Consider the following 19,100-nt stretch of genomic DNA (forward strand, 5'->3'; position numbering starts at 1 on the left):
GAGCCCCTTTAATGAATGAAGTAGTTAAAGGCGCCTCGCTCTGCGTTATGAGCTTTGAGAGGCAGTTTGACTGCAATTAGGGTGGTACCGCGGAAAATCCGTCCCTATCTATTAACGATTGTTAATAGATAGGGACGGATTTTTTGTATTATTTTTAAGGAGGAAATATTAATGAAAACAATCTTTTCGGGTATTCAGCCGAGTGGAACCATTACACTTGGAAATTATATTGGCGCTATGAGGCAGTTTGTGGATCTTCAAAATGATTACAACTGCTACTTCTGTGTCGTGGATCAGCATGCGATTACGATGCCTCAGGACCGTCTGGAGCTAAGAAAGAACATTAAAAGTCTTGCAGCAATGTATATCGCAGTAGGTCTTGATCCTGAGAAAGTTACTTTATTCATTCAGTCAGAAGTTCCTGCACATGCTCAGGCAGGATGGATGCTGCAATGTGTATCATATATCGGGGAACTTGAACGTATGACTCAATTCAAAGATAAATCATCCGGTAAAGACGGTGTTTCTGCCGGACTTTTGACATACCCGCCGCTAATGGCAGCTGATATTCTGCTTTATCAGACTGACATTGTTCCTGTAGGAGAAGATCAAAAGCAGCACCTTGAGCTGACGAGAGACTTGGCAGAACGATTTAACAGAAAGTATAACGATATCTTTACAATTCCGGAAGTAAGAATTCCAAAAACCGGCGCAAGAATCATGTCACTTCAGGATCCGCTTAAAAAAATGAGTAAATCTGACGCTAACAGAAAAAGTTTCATTTCAATGCTTGATGAGCCATCACAGATCGTGAAGAAAATTAAGAGTGCTGTAACTGATTCAGAAGGTATTGTTAAGTATGATAAAGAAAATAAGCCTGGGATCTCAAACCTCATGTCAATTTATTCAATTTTAACCGGCAAGACGGTGGCTGAGATTGAAGAAACTTATGAAGGCAAAGGTTACGGTGATTTCAAAGGTGAACTGGCTGACATTGTTGCCGGTCATATTAAACCGATTCAGGACCGTTACTATGAACTGATGGATTCTGAAGAACTCGATAATATTCTTGATCTTGGTGCTGAAAAAGCAAACTTTGCTGCCGGAAAAATGGTGAAGAAAATGGAGACTGCTATGGGTCTTGGAAGAAAGCGCAAGAAAAAATAGTGGTAAAAAGCTGAGACATTTTGTCTCAGCTTTTTATATTTCTCTCCCTCCACGGGTATTTTACTGTAGATAAATGAATGAATAATGCCCCTATTGGAATGCCATAAGTTTCTGTATGACTGAATAAGTATTTGATGTATTCTGCTGTCGTGTTCCCCGATGGAATGAGGTTTATAAAAATTAAACTGTGAATCATACCCGATGAAAGCAGTAGAAAACCAATTATGTACAAGAAAAACCTTGTCATTAGTACACCCCGTATTATTGTATGCAGAGTATAGATGAAATTTCCCGGGAAATGAAAAAAGCGTCTCAATTGAGAGACGCTTTTTTGTTATCGTTGAGATTTAGGATTAAATGCATCCTTTAAACCTTCACCAATAAAGTTAATTGAAAGAATTGTTACTGTCAGAATAATCGCAGGTGGCATCCAGATCCATGGTTTATTGGATAATACATCTGATTCCTGAGAAGCAGATAGCATATTCCCCCAGCTTGGGATCGTCTGTGGTACACCGAAACCAAGGTAACTTAGTCCGGATTCAGCGACAATCAATCCTGCGAATAAAATAGTAGACTGAACGATAATTGTGGACAATACGTTTGGAAGTAAGTGTTTAATAATTACTTTAGACGGCTTACACCCTATTGATACTGCTGCTAAAATATATTCATTCTCTTTTTCAGCCAGAATTTTACTTCTTACAATCCGGGCTACACCGCCCCAGCTGAGTAAACTGATTACGACAATTAAGATCGTTAATCCATCTACTAAACCATAGAAGATTGTACTAAGTACGATAACGAATACAAGGAATGGGAAGTTAAGCACGAAATCAGTGAATCTCATTAGAACTGAATCAACAACTCCGCCATAAAACCCTGCAATTGAACCGACAATTGTACCAAACAGAACAACGAGCGTTGTACAGGCCATCCCTACCAGCAGTGATACACGTCCACCATATAATAATCGTGTAAATACATCACGTCCAGATTTATCAGTTCCAAGCCAATGTTCGTTACTTGGCTCTAAAGACATTTGCATAATATTTACTTTTGAAATATCAGCAGTTGTAACATAAGGTGCTAAAAACGATACGATAATCACTGTCAACAGGAAAAAACTGCTGATCATAGCAAGTTTGTTCCTCAAAAACTTACGTCTGGCAATTGCCCAAGGAGACATATTAATGGTTTTTTCCTGTGACTTGTTTGAATCGGCTGTTACATTGACCATTGAATAATTCCTCCTTTATCAATCCAGACGGATTCTTGGATCAACAACACCATACAAAATATCAGCAATCAGGTTTCCTACTAATGTTAAAGCTGAAAGCATCATTGTAATAACCATCAGTGTCGGGTAATCACGATTTGTCACTGAGTCAAGGAATAGTTGTCCAATTCCCGGGTAAGTGAAAATTGTTTCAGTAATGATCGCGCCACTGATTAGTGTTGCAATATCAAAGCCAAGAAAAGTTACAAGCGGGATAATCGAGTTACGCATGATATGAACATTATAAATCTTAGATGTTGGTGTCCCTTTTGCACGCGCTGTCCGTACAAAGTCTTTTCTGCTGTTTTCAATAATGTCATTTCGTAAAAACTGCGTGTAACTTGCTGTAGCAAGTGCTCCTAAAACGATAGCCGGCATTAACACATGATGAATACGACTCAGCCAGTAATCAAAAGTGCCGGGCTGCAGGGTTGGATCAACTGAGCCTGAATAAGGAATCCAGCCAAGGTTAAAGGAGAAGAAATAAATCGCAAATACAGCAGCAATAAAGGATGGTATAGCAAGTCCCAGATAATTCAGACCGCCAATCAGGTTATCTCCTACTGTATATGGTTTTCTTCCTGCATATATCCCCATTGCAAAGGCTAAAATATACGTAATTACAAGTGATGTGACACCTAAGAATATCGTGTTGGGAAGCCTCTCTAATACTAAATCTGCTACAGGTACTTTATATCGTGTTGATGTTCCAAAATCACCTTGTAAAAATCCGCTAACCCATCTGAAATACTGTACCGGAATTGGATCATTGTATCCTAATCTTTCACGCATTTCTTCTATGTATTGTGGGTCAGTATTATTCGGATCAATCTCCCCACTGAGCGAATCTCCCGGCATCGCTTTCGCCAGGAGAAACACTACCAAGGAGATAAGGAGAAGCATTGGAATCATACCGATGATACGGCGAATTGTATACTTTAACATAGATACTCTCCTTATCAAGCTTTACTGCATACTATTATTGAGCGATAGACCACTCGTGTGGGCTGTTAGAACCTGAAACATCATATTCAACGTTTTGTACGCGCTCATTAAGAGCCATGATTTCCTCAAGTTCTGCGATGAAGATCATTGGTACATCTTCAGCTATCATCTTTTGCCATTCTACATAAATGTCTTTACGTGCGTCCCGATCATCACCAACAACTTCAAGGTCAAGTGCATCAGCAAGAAGCTGGTCAGACTCTTCGTTCTTGTAACGTGGGTAGTTCCAAAGCTGATCAGATCCCCAAAGTGCAGTTGGATCAGGGTCAGCACCAGTTCCCCAGCCGCCGAAGAATGTTTCGATAGATGGATCATCTTTTTCAATCATATCGTAATAAAGGTTAACTTCCGCCATTTCAAGCTCAGCGTTAATTCCGACTTCCTGCCAGAACTGAACGATTGCCTGTGCACGCGTTTCAAAAGTCGGGTTACCAGTAGCGTAGTGAGAGAACTTAGCAACAAATTCTTCACCATTTGGATCTTCAACAAATCCATCGCCATTTACATCTTCATAACCAGCTTCAGCAAGAAGTTCTTTTGCTTTTTCAGGATCATACTCATAAGTTGGCAGTTCTTCAGGGTCTGCAGCGATCCAGTGGTTTGATGGAACCGGACCGTTTACAGGTGAACCATATCCGAAGAAGAATGCATCAATCCAAGATTGACGGTCAATCGCATGAGCCATTGCTTTACGAAGATTTACATCAGCATACTTTTCTTTGTCTTCAACGATTTCATTTGTTTCAGCATTGAAAGTTCCAAGCTTGAAACCAACATAATAATAAGAAAGACCTGGGTACGTAACAATTTCAACATTTTCTAATTCTTCTACTTCAGGACCATTAACAGGCTGAAGCGCAATCATATCGATGTCGCCATTTCCAAGCGCACCAACAGTTGTTGTATTATCGATTACCTGGACATTAATACCATCAAGGTTAGGTTCACCTTTCCAGTAGTCTTCGAATTTCGTCATGATTACAGCCTCACCAGGTGTGATGCTGTCAACTTTGAATGGTCCAAGACCTACCGGCTTCGTACGTACCTGCTCTGAAGCTGACATTTCAGCTACAGGAATACCTTCGAATTGCGCACGGCTCATTGGGTAAGACCAAACGTTAACAAGGTTATTAATACGTGCTTCGTCAAATGTTACTTCGATTGTGTAATCATCAATTACGTTAAGACCAGAGATGCTGTCTGCTTCGCCTGCATTGTAAGCCGGAGCACCTTCGATTGTCTGTACGTTAGCATAACGAGGACCATCATAGTCCGGATCTGCAATTGTTTCTAGCGCGAATACCCAGTCATGAACTGTAAGTTCAACACCGTCGTGCCACATTACACCCTGTTCGAATGTGAATGTGTATGTTTTATTATCTTCTGTTTCCCAGCTTGCAAGGTTCGGCTGAGGTTCAAGGTTTTCATCATATTGAATCAACCCTTCATCCATCAGTTCCAAAATGTAAGCATCAGTTTGGATACCATAGAATGCCCAGTTGAAAAGGCCTTCAGGCGGAGCATCTATACCGTATGTAAGAGTTCCCCCAGTTTGTGCTTCACCAGTGTCACCTTCAGCGTCGCCGCCTTCATCACCAGTGTTTTCTTCAGTTGGTTCTGTGTCTGTGTCTGCCGGCTCATCTGCGCTGTCTCCAGAACTACATGCTGCAAGGAATGCAGATAGTACAAGAAGCAGAGTAAGCATCAGCAATAGCGATTTCTTTTTCATTTTGTTCCCCCCAAATTGGTTTAAAGTTTAGTAAAGAATACAAGCTACGTGATGACCAGGTTTCACCTCCTTTAAAGCAGGTTTGATTTCAGCACATTCTGCTTTTGCCATAGGGCAGCGCGTGTGGAACGGGCAACCTGAAGGCGGGTTTGCAGGTGATGGAACATCCCCCTGAAGCACAATACGTTCTTTACGCTTTTTAGGATCAGTTTCAGGAATTGCTGAAATTAACGCCTGGGTATAAGGGTGAAGCGGCTCAGCATAAAGACTCTTATTCGTCGCTACCTCCACCATATTGCCGAGATACATAACCCCGATTCTGTCACTCATATGTTTCACAACACTAAGGTCATGGGCAATAAATAAGAATGTAAGGTCAAATTCACCCTGCAGTTCTTTAAGCAGGTTCAATACCTGTGATTGTACGGATACATCAAGTGCTGATACAGGCTCATCTGCTACGATCAGCTTCGGCTTCAAAGCAAGTGCTCTTGCAATTCCGATACGCTGACGCTGACCACCTGAGAACTCATGCGCATATTTGTCATACGCTTCAGGCGGGAGACCAACACGTCTTAGCAGTTCAAGAATTTCCGGTTTCAATGATTTTTTACTTACTTTACGATAATTCCGGATCGGTTCTGATACGATATCTCCTACACTTTGAGTAGGGTTCAGTGATGCATAAGGATCCTGGAACACCATCTGGAAATCCTGTCTTGCTTTTCTCAGCTCATTGCCTTTGATGTTTGTGATATCTTTACCGTCAAAAAGAATTTTTCCTTCAGTTGGTGTTAATAATCTGAGAATGGTTCTGCCTGTTGTTGACTTTCCACACCCTGATTCACCAACAAGGCCAAGTGTTTCGCCTTTTTTGATCTGGATATTAATATCATCTACTGCTTTTACGTTACCAATCGTTCTCTTGAGGAAACCGCCTTTGATTGGATAGTATGTTTTCAGGTTTTGAATATCGAGTAGTACTTCTTTTTCAGTTTCAGGCGGCTGAGCGGTTGTCTCGCGCGTTTCCGTCATGTTCATCTGTCACCCACCCTTTCAGGCTGTTTACTATTTTCATATAGAATACAGGCAACTTCATGGCCCGGTTCATCTTCTGCTAGTACAGGTGTGATCTGCGTGCACTCTGGCATTGCCTTAGGGCATCTGTTTGCGAAGCGGCAGCCCACCTGCGGCATTTTCTGAATAGAAGGTACAAGCCCTTCGATCGTAGCAAGTGATTCTACTTCTTCATCCATTTTTGGAATGGCATTCATCAGCAATTGTGTGTATGGATGTTTTGGATTATCAAACAATTCCATCACATCTGTTCTTTCAACAATTTTTCCTGCGTACATAACAATGACCTCGTCACAGATTTCTGAGACGACGCCCAGGTCATGCGTAATCATGATGATGGCCATGTCGTTCACTTCCTGGATATCTTTTAGCAGTTCCAGAATCTGCGCCTGTACTGTTACATCTAGTGCAGTTGTCGGCTCATCCGCTATCAGGAGCTTTGGCTGACAGGCGATTGCCATTGCGATCATTACACGTTGTCTCATACCGCCTGATAACTGGTGAGGATATTCTTCAACAATACTCTCAGGTCTTGGAATTCCAACACTCTTAAGTAAAGCAACACTTTTCTTTCTCGCTTCTTTTTTATCAATTTTTTCATGATTGAGAAGCACTTCTTCTATCTGATAACCGATTGTAAAAACCGGATTAAGAGCAGTCATAGGTTCCTGGAAAATCATCGAGATGTCTTTACCGCGGATCTTGTTCATTTCACGTTCTGATAATTTTTCAAGATTTCTTCCTTCGAATTTGATTTCTCCTCCACGGACCTTTCCGATTCCCTGTGGAAGGAGCTGCATTACGGACAGTGACATAACACTTTTACCGCAGCCGGATTCTCCGACTATTCCGACAATTTTTCTCCTGTCGACTTTCAAGGATACTTTTTCAACAGCGTTGTAATAATTCTTGCCAATCTTAAACCCTGTCTGGAGCTCCTTGATCTCTAAAAGTGGTGTCTCGTTCTGTCCTGCCGTTTTTCTAACCATCTGAACACCTCTAATATTTCTTATTTTCAATCAATTTATATTATTTGTATAAAATACTATTACAGATAGATTACAATTTCAACTTGTTTTTTCTAAATCTTTGCAATTACCCCCCTCTACTATACTTAAAACGTTGATTTTAAAGGGTTTTGTCGAATTAAAAAAATTTTAAAAATATTTTCACACTCAAAATATTGTTGTAATAAACATCATACGCTATTACATATATAACTTTAATAGGTAAAGTGAATTATATTACAATAGGATGCATGAATATTCATTCATATTCATATAAAAAAGCGGGGCTGCATTTAGCAAACCCCACTCCCGTATATCGATTTTATTCATATGATTTAAATATGATTGTTGCATTATGACCACCAAAACCAAGGGAATTACTAACTGCGGCCTTTATTTTCTGTTCTCTGGCTGCATTCGGTACATAGTCCAGGTCACATTCAGGATCAGCTTCTTCTAAGTTCATAGTTGGAGGAAGTATACTGTTCTTAATTGCAAGCACAGTGAATATCGCTTCAACTCCACCGGCAGCTCCGAGCAGATGTCCCGTCATAGACTTCGTTGAACTGACAGCGAGCTTATATGCATGTTCTCCGAATACTTCTTTAATTGCCATCGTCTCGTATTTGTCATTATATGGTGTGCTTGTACCGTGCGCATTGATATAGCCGATATCTTCAGGGCTGAGTCCTGCATCTTCAAGAGACTGTTTCATTGCACGCACACCGCCTTCGCCTCCAGGAGAAGGCGCTGTAATATGGTAAGCGTCTCCTGTAGAACCATAACCGGTAATCTCTGCATAGATCTTTGCATTTCTTGCCAGGGCATGCTCAAGTTCTTCTAATACTAAAACCCCTGCACCTTCCCCCATTACAAAACCATCTCTGTTTTTATCAAAAGGACGGCTTGCTTTTGTCACGTCTTCATTTAACGTCAGTGCTGTGTTAGCTGTAAAACCAGCCATAGCCATTTGTGAAATTGGTGCTTCAGCTCCACCCGTGATCATTGCGTCTGCATCTCCACGCTGAATCACTTTAAATGCATCGCCAATTGAGTTTGTCCCGCTTGCACATGCAGTCACTGTACATGAATTCATTCCTTTAGCACCGAGATCAATAGAAACCTGTCCCGCAGCCATATCAGGAATCATCATTGGTACGAAAAACGGGCTGACGCGCTTATAGCCTCTCTTTTGGAACGTCTCAAACTGCTTTTCAAAAGTTTCCATTCCGCCAATTCCGCTACCGATCCATACCCCAATCCGGTCAGCATTAGATGATATATCCAGTGCAGAATCCTTGACCGCTTCACGTGATGCAACGATCGCGTAATGAGTAAAACGGTCCATTTTACGTGCTTCTTTTCTCTCTAGGTGATCTTCTATATTAAAGTCTTTTAACTCAGCAACTGCTCTTGCAGGAAATTCTTCCTGATTCAGTCTTGTCAGTTCCCCGATACCTGACTTTCCATTGATAATACTGTCCCATGATGTATGCACATCATTTCCTACTGGTGATACCATACCAAGACCAGTCACTACAACACGTCTATTTGTCATGATTGTCATCTCCTACTTATATAATTGATCGGTTATTGGGAGAGTAGAAGCGGGTCTGACCCGGGTCTACCTCCCGAATAGAGTGTACATGTAGAGAAGGACCTGACCCTCCTATACAAAGAAAGCCGGTTTATCTTCCCCAGCGCATAGCAATGGCGCCCCATGTAAGGCCTCCACCAAAGCCTACCATTACAAGCAGATCGCCATCTTTAATTCGTCCTGCTTCGAGATCTTCTATTAGTGAGATCGGAATGGACGCTGCTGATGTGTTCCCGTATTTATTCACTGTCATAGACATTTTCTCAACAGGCAGATCAAGCCTTTGTCTTGAAGCTTCCATAATTCGGATATTCGCCTGATGTGGAATCAGATAATCTACATCCTCTTTTGTCAGTCCTGCTTTTTCAAGGACATTGATGCTTGATTCCCCCATTTGTCTTACAGCGAATTTAAATACTTCGCGTCCGTTCATATAGATGCCTTCTTCACCCTGGTACAAATGATTTCCGCCTGAGCCGTCAGCACCAAGCTCAAATGAAAGTATACCCTTATCATCATCTACTGGACCGAGGACCATTGCACCGGCACCGTCTCCAAAAAGGACAGCTGTGTTACGGTCATCCCAGTTCGTAACCTTGCTGAGTTTTTCCACACCTACTACAAGGACCTGCTGATATCCGGCATTTTCAATAAATTGTTTTGCTGTTACCATTCCATACATGAACCCTGCACAGGCAGCTGACAGATCCATGGCAGCCGCTTTTTTTGCCCCAAGCTTTTCCTGCAGCATCGTTGCTACTGATGGGAATGGCTTATCCGGTGTTACTGTTGCTACTAGTATCATATCAAGGTCTTCAGCGTTCGTCCCTGCATTTTCGAGCGCACTGAGCGCAGCTTCGTATGCCATATCGGACGTATTCGTTTCATCATCAGCCAATCGGCGTTCTTCTATACCTGTACGAGTCCGGATCCATTCATCTGAAGTATCCATTTGTTTTTCAAGATCATGATTCGTTACAACTCTTTCAGGTAAATACCGCCCTACCCCTAAAGCACCTGCACGCATATATCTTCCTTCTTTCTGATATTTTTTATCTGTATGATCAAATATTATGAGTTGGTACTAATATTATATGATAATGAAGTTCTTTTCAACTTATGAATATTTTTCGGGGGCACAGGAGGGACGGAGCTCGCTTTGCCGGATTTAGAATAACGCTAAAAAAAGCACACCACGCTCCATATCCGGTGTACTCCAATAAAAAAACCGTGACAAATTAGTCACGGTCCCATCCCACATTCCTGTGATCATTTACTTATTTCTCTGCGTCTGCTTTACCCAGTTCATAAGCATCATTCATTGCCTTCGCAAAGATTGACATAAAAGGCTGCAGTGATTCAACCGACACCTCGATACCTGCTTCATCCATTTTTGCTTTCGCTTCAGGTAAGTACTTCATTGCGATTTGCATAAATTCCATTGTTTTATCATCTGCCATATGAATCTCTCCTTTGCATTCTGTTTAAGTGCTTCATTATCTTAACTCAAATGTTGAATGATTTCATTGATTGTACATTTCTTTTCGAAAAAATTGTGCTAAAATGAAAGCGATGTATTTTTCTGAAATGAGGTGAATCCCTTGGCATATTTTATGACTTTGTTCTGGACATTCTTATTAACACACATGATGGCTTACGTAGTAAGCTCAATGAATGGCGTACCATATGAATTTATGACAGCTAATATTATTGCTGTGGTTGTGACTGTACTATTATTCGTAATCGGCACAGTTATCCCAAAACCTGAACCTGCAGAGCACCACTAAAAAATCATGATCCCCGATACAGGGATCATGATTTTATTATTTATGAATGATGTTATACTGCTCCTGATCACGTGCGATCATGATATCACTGTGAGGCGCTAAGTTTCCTTTCAGCAATTCTTTTGCAAGCAGTGTTTCAATCTCTTTTTGAATATATCTTTTTAATGGTCTTGCCCCAAATGAAGGGTTATAGGCCGTTTTTGCTATATAGGCGACTGTTTTGTCCGAGAGTTCGAGTGTTATGTGCTGTTCATTTAATCTCTCCTGCAGTTCTTCAATCATCTTATAGACGATCCCCTTCATATGATCTTCTGTTAAAGGATTGAACAATACAATATCATCCATCCGGTTCAGCAGCTCCGGCCTGAAGTGACGGTGCAGTTCGCCCATTACAAGTTCCCTTGCCTGCTCAGGCTCACCCTGATGCTCAAGCAGGTAACCGGACCCGATGTTCGATGTCATAATAATAATCGTATTTTTAAAATCCACTGTTCTACCTTTTGAATCTGTAATTCTTCCCTCATCGAGCATTTGAAGAAGAATATTGAATACTTCAGGATGTGCTTTTTCAATTTCGTCTAAAAGAATGACTGAGTAAGGCTTTCTTCTGACCGCTTCAGTCAGCTGACCGCCTTCTTCATATCCGATATACCCCGGAGGTGCACCAATCAGTCTTGAGACCGCGTGTTTTTCCATATACTCGGACATATCAATTCTGATCATCTGCTCTTCACTGTCAAAGAGAGTGTAAGCAAGAGACTTAGCAAGCTCAGTTTTACCGACGCCTGTTGGTCCAAGGAAGATAAATGATCCAATCGGCCGGTCAGGATCTTTAATCCCTGCACGTGCACGCATAACAGCCTCACTGACAGCTGTCACAGCTTCCTGCTGACCGATCACTCTTTCATGCAGCGTATCTTCAAGGCGCAGCAGTTTTTGACGTTCTTCTTCTATTAATCTGTTCACAGGGATACCGGTCCATCTTGCAACAATCGATGCGATCTCCTCTTCAGATACTTCTTCCCTTAACAGTCTGTTGTCATCCCGACCCATCTCATGTTCATTTTCAAGTGCTGTAATTTCCTTTTCAAGCTTTGGAATATGTCCGTGTTTTAATTCAGCGGCTTTTGACAGATCATAGTTATTTTCTGCCTCCTCAAGCTCTCTTCTTAATTTATCAAGTTCTTCTTTTTTCTCCTGGATCCCGACAAGTGACTGCTTTTCATTCTCCCATTTTGATTTCATTACTTCTGCCTGTTCTTTCAGTTCCGCAAGCTCCAGACGGAGTTTTCTTAGGCGCTCAATGCTCGCCGGATCTTTCTCTTTCGCGAGTGCTTCTTCTTCGATTTCAAGCTGCATCACTCTTCTGAATGATTCATCAAGTTCCTGCGGCATAGAATCAATTTCCGTTCTGATCATGGCACATGCCTCATCAATTAAATCAATCGCTTTATCAGGCAAAAAGCGGTCAGTTATATAGCGCTCTGATAATTTGGCTGATGCTACAATTGCACTGTCATGAATGCGCACACCGTGATGGAGTTCAAAGCGCTCTTTCAGCCCTCTTAAAATGGAAACCGTATCATCTTCATCCGGTTCGTGTACCATCACCTGCTGGAATCTCCGTTCTAATGCGGGATCTTTTTCAATATACTGTCTATGTTCATTCAGTGTTGTGGCACCGATACAGTGGATTTCACCTCTGGCAAGCATAGGCTTCAGCATATTTCCAGCATCCATTGCACCTTCAGTTTTACCTGCACCTACAATTGTGTGAAGCTCATCAATGAACAGGATGATCTGTCCATTACTGTTTTTCACTTCTGCCAATACAGCTTTTAATCTTTCTTCAAATTCTCCTCTGAATTTAGCACCAGCTACAAGCGCACTCATATCAAGCTCGAATACAATTTTATCTTTCAAGCCTTCAGGCACGTCTTTTCTGACGATCCGCTGGGCAAGCCCTTCTACAATCGCCGTCTTACCAACGCCCGGCTCTCCAATTAATACTGGATTATTTTTTGTTTTTCTCGAAAGAATCCGGATGACGTGTCTGATCTCCGCATCACGCCCAATGACAGGGTCCATCTTTCCTTTTTTTACTTCTTCGACTAAGTCACGCCCGTATTTAGAAAGCGCTTCGTATGCAACTTCAGGATTTTGACTCGTCACCCTTTTTCCTCCTCTGATTTCATCTGTTACTTTTTTTAACGCCTCAGGACCATCACTGTGACTGATCAAGTATTTCGCAACAGGCAGATGGCTCATATTCATTAGTCCAAGCAGCAGGTGTTCAATTGACAAGAACTCATCTTCATATTCTTTCATGATCTCTTCAGATTTTTTCAGCCAGCTTCCCGTATCGCCTGTAAAAACCGGGTCGTACCCGTCAGACTGTATCTGTGGGAAAGATGTGAGTCTCTGTGCTGTATATGCCTCCAGATCAGCCATATCTACATGAATGCCTGTCAACAGCCGCCCGGCAAATTCATTTCTCGTCAGTGCTTCAAACACGTGCTCCACTTCGATTGTGGAATGCCTGCTGCTCGTGGCAAGCTCTTTTCCTTCTGCAAAAGCATTCTGAACACTGTATGTCATTTGATCGAGTTTCATCTGACCACTCCTTTGACCTTCTTTGACCTTTGTAATATTTTATCATTCATTTCATGAAATTGTAAAGAAGAACTGCTTTACATCCTTTCTTTTCGGTGGTTAAATTAAGAACATGTGATGCAACAAAGATGGAGGATTTTTATGGATATTGAACAATTATGGATTATTTTAAAATTTACATTTCTCGGTTTGTTTCAGGGTTTTACAGAGCCTATTCCGATTTCTTCAAGCGGACATCTTCTGTTAGCGCAGCATTTTCTCGGAATTGAGATTGAAGGTAATAACTTTACATTTGAATTGATGGTAAACTCTGCTTCGCTGATTGCTGTACTGCTCGTTTTCCGAGAAGATATTATGCGCCTGATCCAAAGAGGACTCGGTTACATAAAGACCCGTAATCCTGAAGACAAGACTGAATTCAACTTTATTGTTTACCTGATTATCGGAACCATTCCAGCTGGGGTAATCGGCGTGTTATTCGAAGAAGATATTTCACGTTTATCAGGACCGCAGACAGTCGCCATTACATTAATGATTACAGGCGTGGCACTATTTCTGATCAGAAACATGAGAGGAAAACGCGGTGAAAGCGGCATGTCGATGAAGGACGCCGTGATCATCGGTTTTGCGCAGGCCGTTGCGTTAATTCCCGGTATCAGCCGCAGTGGTGCTACTATTGTTGCTGCGATGGCACGCGGCATTCATCAGGAAACTGCACTGCGCTATTCATTTTTACTTTTTGTACCGGTCAGTCTTGGCGGAATGATTCTTAGCTTCTCGGACCTTCTGTCGGATGATAATCTTGCAGACCTGTGGATACCGTATCTGCTGGCTTTTATCGCTTCACTAATTGCTTCATACTTCTCACTTAAGTGGTTTATGAACATCATGGCAAAAGGCAATCTGATTTACTTTGCTATTTACTGTCTGACAGTAGGACCGATTGTACTGCTTGTCCTTTGGATTTCTTAATCTTATGTACGAGATGAATGCAGAAATTGTTTCACTTTAATTGTTGAGAGGTTTGGCCGTTACGGCTGAGCCTCTTTTTTGTGTAGTGATGGATGGGTTTGTGATGGTGTGGTGATTTACTCACCTTTTCCTGTATATCTATCAGCAATTGAAATGATTTCGACACCTTTGACTGTAATTCGGTACTCTTTTCTATACGGTAGGTTTTATCCATCACCTTTGCTGATAATTCCTACAGCTAACACATGAATACCATCACCTTATCAATCATTCGGCCATAACGGAATCAGCCAACAGCCCTATCCCCTCAGACATAGAAAAAACCGCTGAACCCATCTAAGGGACCAGCGGTTTTTGTGTGTTGATCACGTGATGCCTAATGCAATCTTAGCATAGCGTGACATGTTGTCCTTGCTCCACGGCGGACTCCATACGATATTTACATCTACTTCTTTTACTTCAGGTACATCAGCAAGTGCTGCTTTTACCTGATCTACAATGACAGGTGCCAGCGGACATCCCATAGAAGTTAATGTCATTTTCACTTCTGTGTTTCCAGCGTCATCCATAAATACATCATAGACAAGGCCAAGATTTACGATATCAATACCCAGTTCAGGGTCGATTACCTGCTCAAGCGCACCCATAATGCTGTCTTTTACATCCTGGTCCATCAAATCACTCCTTTAACTCTTTGTGTTCATCATACCAAAAATTACGCCTGACTGAAACTGTCACGATTTCATGTGATGATCAAACCATTTTACCGTTTCCAAAAGCCCCTTACGCGTTACTTTATGCCCTTCAGTTTCTTCTGAAATAAATCGCAGATGATCTTTTTTATCATATAGCTGATGAATGGCTTTAAAAAATGCATATGTCGGTTCGTAAGGGACAACTGTGTCCGCTTTCCCGTGCCAGAACATAAGTGGACGATTGTTCAGCTTTTCAGGATGAAGACTTAAATCATATGCTTCAAGGACTTTCAACTGGTCGTTAACCTCTTCCTCACTCATTGGAAGCTTGAAGCCGTTCTTTTCAAAGTGCTGAATCTGCGCTTTGGCAAAAGCTACATAAGCAGGGGAACCCATCAGGCTGGCTGCAGTATGAATCCATTCATATCTTTTCAAAGCACCAAGGGTAGTGATGCCTCCCATCGACGTTCCGGCTGCACCAATCAGCGTATGTTCAGCGTAACCTTCATCTGACAACGCCTCTTTCATCGCACCAAACTCTTCTATTGATCTGACAACGATTTGCCAAAAGCGCGTACTCATGACCGTTTCATCTGACCCGTCTGATCTTTCTCCATGGTAAGCTGCATCAGGGAGTACCACATCAAAGCCTTTTTCAGCTAAAAGGTAAGCGTAATGCAGGTTGTGCTCTTTCGCACTCATGAAACCGTGAAAGAAAAAAATGACAGATGATTGATCTGATTGCTGACTAACTATATGCAGGCATGGAATACCCGCAATCTTTCTATTATGTATTTCGATCAATTGTGCTGCTCCTCTCCAACCTTTTCGCTCATATATTATCACATAACCAAAATGTGGCATACTCATTCACCTTATACCGTCTGAATAATGTTACAATGGTGTTGACGTTAGAAGTGAAGGAGCGTATTCAGATGGATAAACATTTAATCGCATTAGACCTTGATGGCACATTACTGACAGATGAGAAAGTAATCTCTGAAAGAACAAAAAAGACGCTCTTAAAAGCAAAGGAAGCCGGTCATGAAGTCATGATTGCAACCGGGAGACCTTTCAGGGCGAGTGAAGCTTATTATAAAGAACTCGGCCTTCATACGCCGATTGTCAATTTTAACGGTGCATATGTCCACCACCCACTCGACCAGAAATGGGGACTTCATCACGAACCTATGAACCTGAGTGTGGTAAAAGACATTGTAGAAGCCGTTCATGATTATGAGTTTCATAATATGGTCGCAGAGATACTGGATGATGTATATCTGCATTATCACGATGAAAAGCTGCTGGATATTTTCAGTTTCGGAAATCCTAACATTACTGCAGGAGATCTCAGAACTTACTTACCAGCTAACCCGACGAGCTTACTCATACATGCAGATGAGGCACACGTGGAGAGTATCAGGAATCATTTAAGCGAAGTGCATGCTGAAGTGATCGACCACAGACGATGGGGTGCACCGTGGCACGTCATTGAAATCGTAAAGTCCGGATTGAATAAAGCTGTCGGCCTGAAAAAAGTCGCAGATCATTATGGCATTTCCAAAGACAAAGTGATTGCCTTTGGTGATGAAGATAACGACCTTGAAATGCTTGATTACGCCGGAGTTGGCGTTGCAATGGGCAACGGAATTGACAGTGTCAGATCCACAGCCAAACACATTACAGGAACCAATAATGAAGATGGTATTTCATTATTTCTAGAGGATCGTTTGAATATTAAATACTAACCTTTTGAAATACACTAATTAAGTCACCATAGTGCAGCGGAGCGGAAGGCGGTGACTCCGGGACGATTAGAGGGAAGCTGAGACCCCACAACTCGAAGCCTGAGGAGGCTCAGCAACCTCCGTCCGGAAAGCATCCGCCTGAAGCTCAGCGGAACGGCTATATAAAGCAAAACGGCTGTCTCAAAATAGAGACAGCCGTTTTGCTATTAATCAGCGGGTGGAGCTGAACAAGCGCCTTCCGCTTTTCTTTTGTCCAGCTCCAGGCGCTAGCTCCTCGGGTCATAAGACACGCATCGGCAAACGGGAAAGTGCACCCGTTTGCCGCTCCGCGTCTTATGCCTGTCGGAGCTGAACAAGCGCCCTCCGCTTTTCTACTATGTCCAGCTACGGTTCGCAGGGGCTAGTGTGCTTCCCTCAGCTCCTTAAGATAAGTCAACATCAGTTCACTTCGTTCACTGTGTTTCCTTTATCTTCATCCGCTTCAGTCCAGCACATACGCCCCTAAACGCTCACCTCCGCTTTTCTTTTAATCATCTTTTCTAAAGAACCCGAAGATCCCTGTCGTCTGAATGATATTTGTAAAAGCATGGGGATCCGCTTTATGAATAATTCTCTCAAGTTCAAACAGTTCATATCTTGTAATGACGATGATCAGCATTTCTTTTGGATCATCTGCAAAAGCACCTCTTGCAGGTACAATGGTGATCCCTCTGACCATTTTATCGTGAATCGCCTTTTTAAGCAGTGAAGATTTTTCCGTTACGATCATCGCAGTGAGTTTCTCGTGTCTTGTATGCAGCGCATCGATCATTCGCGTAGATGCATATAGTGTAACGAGCGTATACAAACCTTTTTCCCAGCCAAAAATAGCACTTGCGAGTAAAATGATCCCCGCATTCATCATGAAGAAATAAATCCCTACCGGCTTATCATTCAATCTTGATAAAATCATTGCGATAATATCCATACCGCCAGTAGAAGCACCCCACTTGAGTGTCATCCCGACACCCACACCTGCAATAACACCACCAAAAACAGCATTCAGTAAAATATCAGGTGATACCTCAACAATTGGAATGATCTCAAGAGCAATGGTTGTAAAACCGACTGATACCAGGCTGTAAATCGTAAACATTTTTCCCACCCTAAGCCAGCCGAGAATAATTGCCGGAATATTGAGGATCAGCAGTAAGATACCAGTTGACAGATTAATGGGTGTAAATTCATAAAAAATATTAGATAAAAGCTGTGCAGCACCCGTAAATCCGCTTGCGAAGACATTTGCAGGTATCAGAAATAAATTCAGTGCTACAGCATTCAGGATTGCCCCGATAATGACAACTACTATTTTCTGTGTTTCAAGCCACATTGTTTCCTTTGATACATTAGATAAGCTGAAAACATCTCTTGTTTCTGCCACCTTTCACCCTTCCTTTCTAAAAATCCATTCTATTCTTTCTTTACCTGTTTTAACGCCCTGTACACTAATGTCGTTGTAAATTATCAAATAAATAGATAAACTGAGAATTAGGACTAACGACAAAGGAGCGATTCATATGAATATCCAACTGATTGCAGACAGCGCGTGTGATTTGCCTGCTGAATTTTTCACAGAACATAATATAACACTCCTCCCTCTACATGTACATATAGGTGAAGAAGAATACGAGGATCTGGTTACAATAAAATCTAAGGATGTTTTTGATTCGATCAGAAATGGCGGACACCCGAAAACATCACAGGCAAGCCCGCAAAAGATGGAAGAAGAATTCACTGCACTTGCCAAGTCTGGTAAAAAAGGACTTTATATTGCCTTTTCATCTGAACTCTCAGGCACTTATCAGACCGGGGTGATGATCAGAGATCAGGTAAAAGAAGAATACCCGGAGCTTGATTTGACCATTGTTGATACAAAGTGTGCTTCACTCGGGTACGGGCTCGTTGTGGTAAAAGCGGCGACAATGCTTTCAGAAGGTGCTTCATTTGAAGAAATTACAGATGAAGTTCAATTTCAGCTCGAGCACATGGAGCACTTATTCACTGTCGAAGACCTTGACTATCTTGCTAAAGGCGGTCGCGTGTCTAAAGCTTCCGCCTTTATCGGGGGACTTTTAAACATCAAGCCTTTGCTTCATGTTGAAGATGGCAAACTCGTCCCGCTTGAAAAGCTGCGCGGAAAGAAAAAGCTCTTAAAAAGGATTATTGAAGTCATGAATGACCGTGGGGATCAGCTTGATCAGCAGATGATCGGTATCAGCCACGGGGATGATGCTGAACTCGCTGAAGAAATGAAAACAATGATTGAAAATGAATTCGGCACATCTTCATTCTTTACAGGTATGATCGGTTCTGCAGTCGGTGCTCATGCAGGGCCCGGCACGCTCGCTATATTCTTCCTGAATAAAAAATCTGCACGATGATTGG

The 19,100-nt window shown here is 42.0% G+C and carries 18 protein-coding genes and 1 other annotated feature (1 of these 19 running past the window's edge); of the genes, 5 read left to right on the forward strand and 13 right to left on the reverse strand.

Going from position 1 to position 19,100, the window contains the following annotated elements; genetic code table 11:
- Positions 1-109: a binding site (T-box leader), on the forward strand (it extends 97 nt beyond the left edge of the window).
- Positions 110-171: 62 nt separating this feature from the next.
- Positions 172-1,167, forward strand: coding sequence for a tryptophan--tRNA ligase (gene trpS / locus JOD21_RS11935; protein ID WP_204729846.1), 996 nt, complete (start codon positions 172-174; stop codon positions 1,165-1,167).
- 25 nt (positions 1,168-1,192) lie between these two features.
- On the opposite strand, the gene JOD21_RS19640 is transcribed toward trpS, so the two are convergent.
- The 9 genes from JOD21_RS19640 to JOD21_RS11975 all read right to left on the reverse strand — a co-directional run bounded on the left by JOD21_RS19640 (position 1,193) and on the right by JOD21_RS11975 (position 10,321).
- The gene (locus JOD21_RS19640; protein ID WP_476733796.1) at positions 1,193-1,414 is read right to left on the reverse strand and encodes a YuzI family membrane protein; all 222 of its coding nucleotides are present in this window, start codon (positions 1,412-1,414) and stop codon (positions 1,193-1,195) included.
- A gap of 87 nt (positions 1,415-1,501) precedes the next feature.
- Complete coding sequence (opp4C, locus tag JOD21_RS11940; protein WP_204729847.1) at positions 1,502-2,407, reverse strand: oligopeptide ABC transporter permease; 906 nt, start codon at positions 2,405-2,407, stop codon at positions 1,502-1,504.
- Between the two features lie 18 nt (positions 2,408-2,425).
- Positions 2,426-3,391, reverse strand: a complete 966-nt coding sequence (opp4B, locus tag JOD21_RS11945; RefSeq protein ID WP_204729848.1) for an oligopeptide ABC transporter permease — start codon at positions 3,389-3,391, stop codon at positions 2,426-2,428.
- Between the two features lie 34 nt (positions 3,392-3,425).
- Positions 3,426-5,180: an oligopeptide ABC transporter substrate-binding protein gene (opp4A, locus tag JOD21_RS11950; protein ID WP_204729849.1), complete on the reverse strand. Its 1,755-nt coding sequence runs from the start codon at positions 5,178-5,180 to the stop codon at positions 3,426-3,428.
- A 27-nt stretch (positions 5,181-5,207) separates the two neighbouring features.
- Positions 5,208-6,215 (reverse strand): ABC transporter ATP-binding protein, encoded by a 1,008-nt coding sequence (locus JOD21_RS11955; RefSeq protein WP_204729919.1) that lies wholly within the window; start codon positions 6,213-6,215, stop codon positions 5,208-5,210.
- Between the two features lie 2 nt (positions 6,216-6,217).
- On the reverse strand, positions 6,218-7,246 hold the full coding sequence (locus tag JOD21_RS11960; RefSeq protein WP_204729850.1) for an ABC transporter ATP-binding protein: 1,029 nt from the start codon (positions 7,244-7,246) through the stop codon (positions 6,218-6,220).
- A gap of 340 nt (positions 7,247-7,586) precedes the next feature.
- On the reverse strand, positions 7,587-8,822 hold the full coding sequence (fabF, locus tag JOD21_RS11965) for a beta-ketoacyl-ACP synthase II (RefSeq protein ID WP_204729851.1): 1,236 nt from the start codon (positions 8,820-8,822) through the stop codon (positions 7,587-7,589).
- A 130-nt stretch (positions 8,823-8,952) separates the two neighbouring features.
- A complete protein-coding gene (locus tag JOD21_RS11970; RefSeq protein ID WP_204729852.1) occupies positions 8,953-9,888 on the reverse strand; it encodes a beta-ketoacyl-ACP synthase III in 936 nt (311 codons plus the stop codon).
- A 250-nt stretch (positions 9,889-10,138) separates the two neighbouring features.
- A complete protein-coding gene (locus JOD21_RS11975; RefSeq protein WP_041122167.1) occupies positions 10,139-10,321 on the reverse strand; it encodes a ComZ family protein in 183 nt (60 codons plus the stop codon).
- A gap of 132 nt (positions 10,322-10,453) precedes the next feature.
- On the opposite strand from JOD21_RS11975, the gene JOD21_RS11980 reads away from it, so the two are divergent.
- Positions 10,454-10,648, forward strand: a complete 195-nt coding sequence (locus JOD21_RS11980; RefSeq protein WP_380269153.1) for a YjzD family protein — start codon at positions 10,454-10,456, stop codon at positions 10,646-10,648.
- A gap of 36 nt (positions 10,649-10,684) precedes the next feature.
- Here the strand turns inward: JOD21_RS11980 and clpB are convergent, their stop codons facing one another.
- Positions 10,685-13,261 carry an ATP-dependent chaperone ClpB gene (gene clpB / locus JOD21_RS11985; RefSeq protein ID WP_204729853.1) on the reverse strand — a complete coding sequence of 859 codons (2,577 nt, stop codon included), beginning with the start codon at positions 13,259-13,261 and terminating at the stop codon, positions 10,685-10,687.
- Between the two features lie 141 nt (positions 13,262-13,402).
- Between clpB and JOD21_RS11990 the strand changes: the two genes are divergently transcribed.
- On the forward strand, positions 13,403-14,233 hold the full coding sequence (locus tag JOD21_RS11990) for an undecaprenyl-diphosphate phosphatase (RefSeq protein WP_204729854.1): 831 nt from the start codon (positions 13,403-13,405) through the stop codon (positions 14,231-14,233).
- Positions 14,234-14,598: 365 nt separating this feature from the next.
- On the opposite strand, the gene JOD21_RS11995 is transcribed toward JOD21_RS11990, so the two are convergent.
- A complete protein-coding gene (locus JOD21_RS11995; RefSeq protein ID WP_041122163.1) occupies positions 14,599-14,907 on the reverse strand; it encodes a metal-sulfur cluster assembly factor in 309 nt (102 codons plus the stop codon).
- Positions 14,908-14,967: 60 nt separating this feature from the next.
- Positions 14,968-15,732, reverse strand: coding sequence for an esterase (yjfP, locus tag JOD21_RS12000; protein WP_204729855.1), 765 nt, complete (start codon positions 15,730-15,732; stop codon positions 14,968-14,970).
- Between the two features lie 131 nt (positions 15,733-15,863).
- Here yjfP and JOD21_RS12005 point away from each other — a divergent pair, with 131 nt between their 5' ends.
- Positions 15,864-16,676, forward strand: a complete 813-nt coding sequence (locus JOD21_RS12005) for a Cof-type HAD-IIB family hydrolase (RefSeq protein ID WP_204729856.1) — start codon at positions 15,864-15,866, stop codon at positions 16,674-16,676.
- Positions 16,677-17,202: 526 nt separating this feature from the next.
- Here the strand turns inward: JOD21_RS12005 and JOD21_RS12010 are convergent.
- Positions 17,203-18,045, reverse strand: coding sequence for a YitT family protein (locus JOD21_RS12010; protein ID WP_204729920.1), 843 nt, complete (start codon positions 18,043-18,045; stop codon positions 17,203-17,205).
- Positions 18,046-18,232: 187 nt separating this feature from the next.
- On the opposite strand from JOD21_RS12010, the gene JOD21_RS12015 reads away from it, so the two are divergent.
- A complete protein-coding gene (locus JOD21_RS12015; RefSeq protein ID WP_204729857.1) occupies positions 18,233-19,096 on the forward strand; it encodes a DegV family protein in 864 nt (287 codons plus the stop codon).
- The last annotated feature ends 4 nt before the right edge of the window (positions 19,097-19,100 follow it).

It is taken from the genome of Jeotgalibacillus terrae, from assembly GCF_016908195.1.
Taxonomy (GTDB): domain Bacteria; phylum Bacillota; class Bacilli; order Bacillales; family Jeotgalibacillaceae; genus Jeotgalibacillus; species Jeotgalibacillus terrae.

Bases quoted from the DNA above. Each gene is read 5' to 3' on its own strand.
- JOD21_RS11955 (WP_204729919.1), bottom strand. From the start codon at position 6,215: ATGACGGAAACGCGCGAGACAACCGCTCAGCCGCCTGAAACTGAAAAA.
- opp4A (WP_204729849.1), bottom strand. From the start codon at position 5,180: ATGAAAAAGAAATCGCTATTGCTGATGCTTACTCTGCTTCTTGTACTA.
- JOD21_RS11975 (WP_041122167.1), bottom strand. From the start codon at position 10,321: ATGGCAGATGATAAAACAATGGAATTTATGCAAATCGCAATGAAGTAC.
- opp4C (WP_204729847.1), bottom strand. From the start codon at position 2,407: ATGGTCAATGTAACAGCCGATTCAAACAAGTCACAGGAAAAAACCATT.
- JOD21_RS12005 (WP_204729856.1), top strand. From the start codon at position 15,864: ATGGATAAACATTTAATCGCATTAGACCTTGATGGCACATTACTGACA.
- JOD21_RS11995 (WP_041122163.1), bottom strand. From the start codon at position 14,907: ATGGACCAGGATGTAAAAGACAGCATTATGGGTGCGCTTGAGCAGGTA.
- JOD21_RS12010 (WP_204729920.1), bottom strand. From the start codon at position 18,045: ATGTGGCTTGAAACACAGAAAATAGTAGTTGTCATTATCGGGGCAATC.
- JOD21_RS12015 (WP_204729857.1), top strand. From the start codon at position 18,233: ATGAATATCCAACTGATTGCAGACAGCGCGTGTGATTTGCCTGCTGAA.
- trpS (WP_204729846.1), top strand. From the start codon at position 172: ATGAAAACAATCTTTTCGGGTATTCAGCCGAGTGGAACCATTACACTT.
- opp4B (WP_204729848.1), bottom strand. From the start codon at position 3,391: ATGTTAAAGTATACAATTCGCCGTATCATCGGTATGATTCCAATGCTT.
- JOD21_RS11960 (WP_204729850.1), bottom strand. From the start codon at position 7,246: ATGGTTAGAAAAACGGCAGGACAGAACGAGACACCACTTTTAGAGATC.
- JOD21_RS19640 (WP_476733796.1), bottom strand. From the start codon at position 1,414: ATGACAAGGTTTTTCTTGTACATAATTGGTTTTCTACTGCTTTCATCG.
- JOD21_RS11970 (WP_204729852.1), bottom strand. From the start codon at position 9,888: ATGCGTGCAGGTGCTTTAGGGGTAGGGCGGTATTTACCTGAAAGAGTT.
- fabF (WP_204729851.1), bottom strand. From the start codon at position 8,822: ATGACAAATAGACGTGTTGTAGTGACTGGTCTTGGTATGGTATCACCA.
- clpB (WP_204729853.1), bottom strand. From the start codon at position 13,261: ATGAAACTCGATCAAATGACATACAGTGTTCAGAATGCTTTTGCAGAA.
- JOD21_RS11990 (WP_204729854.1), top strand. From the start codon at position 13,403: ATGGATATTGAACAATTATGGATTATTTTAAAATTTACATTTCTCGGT.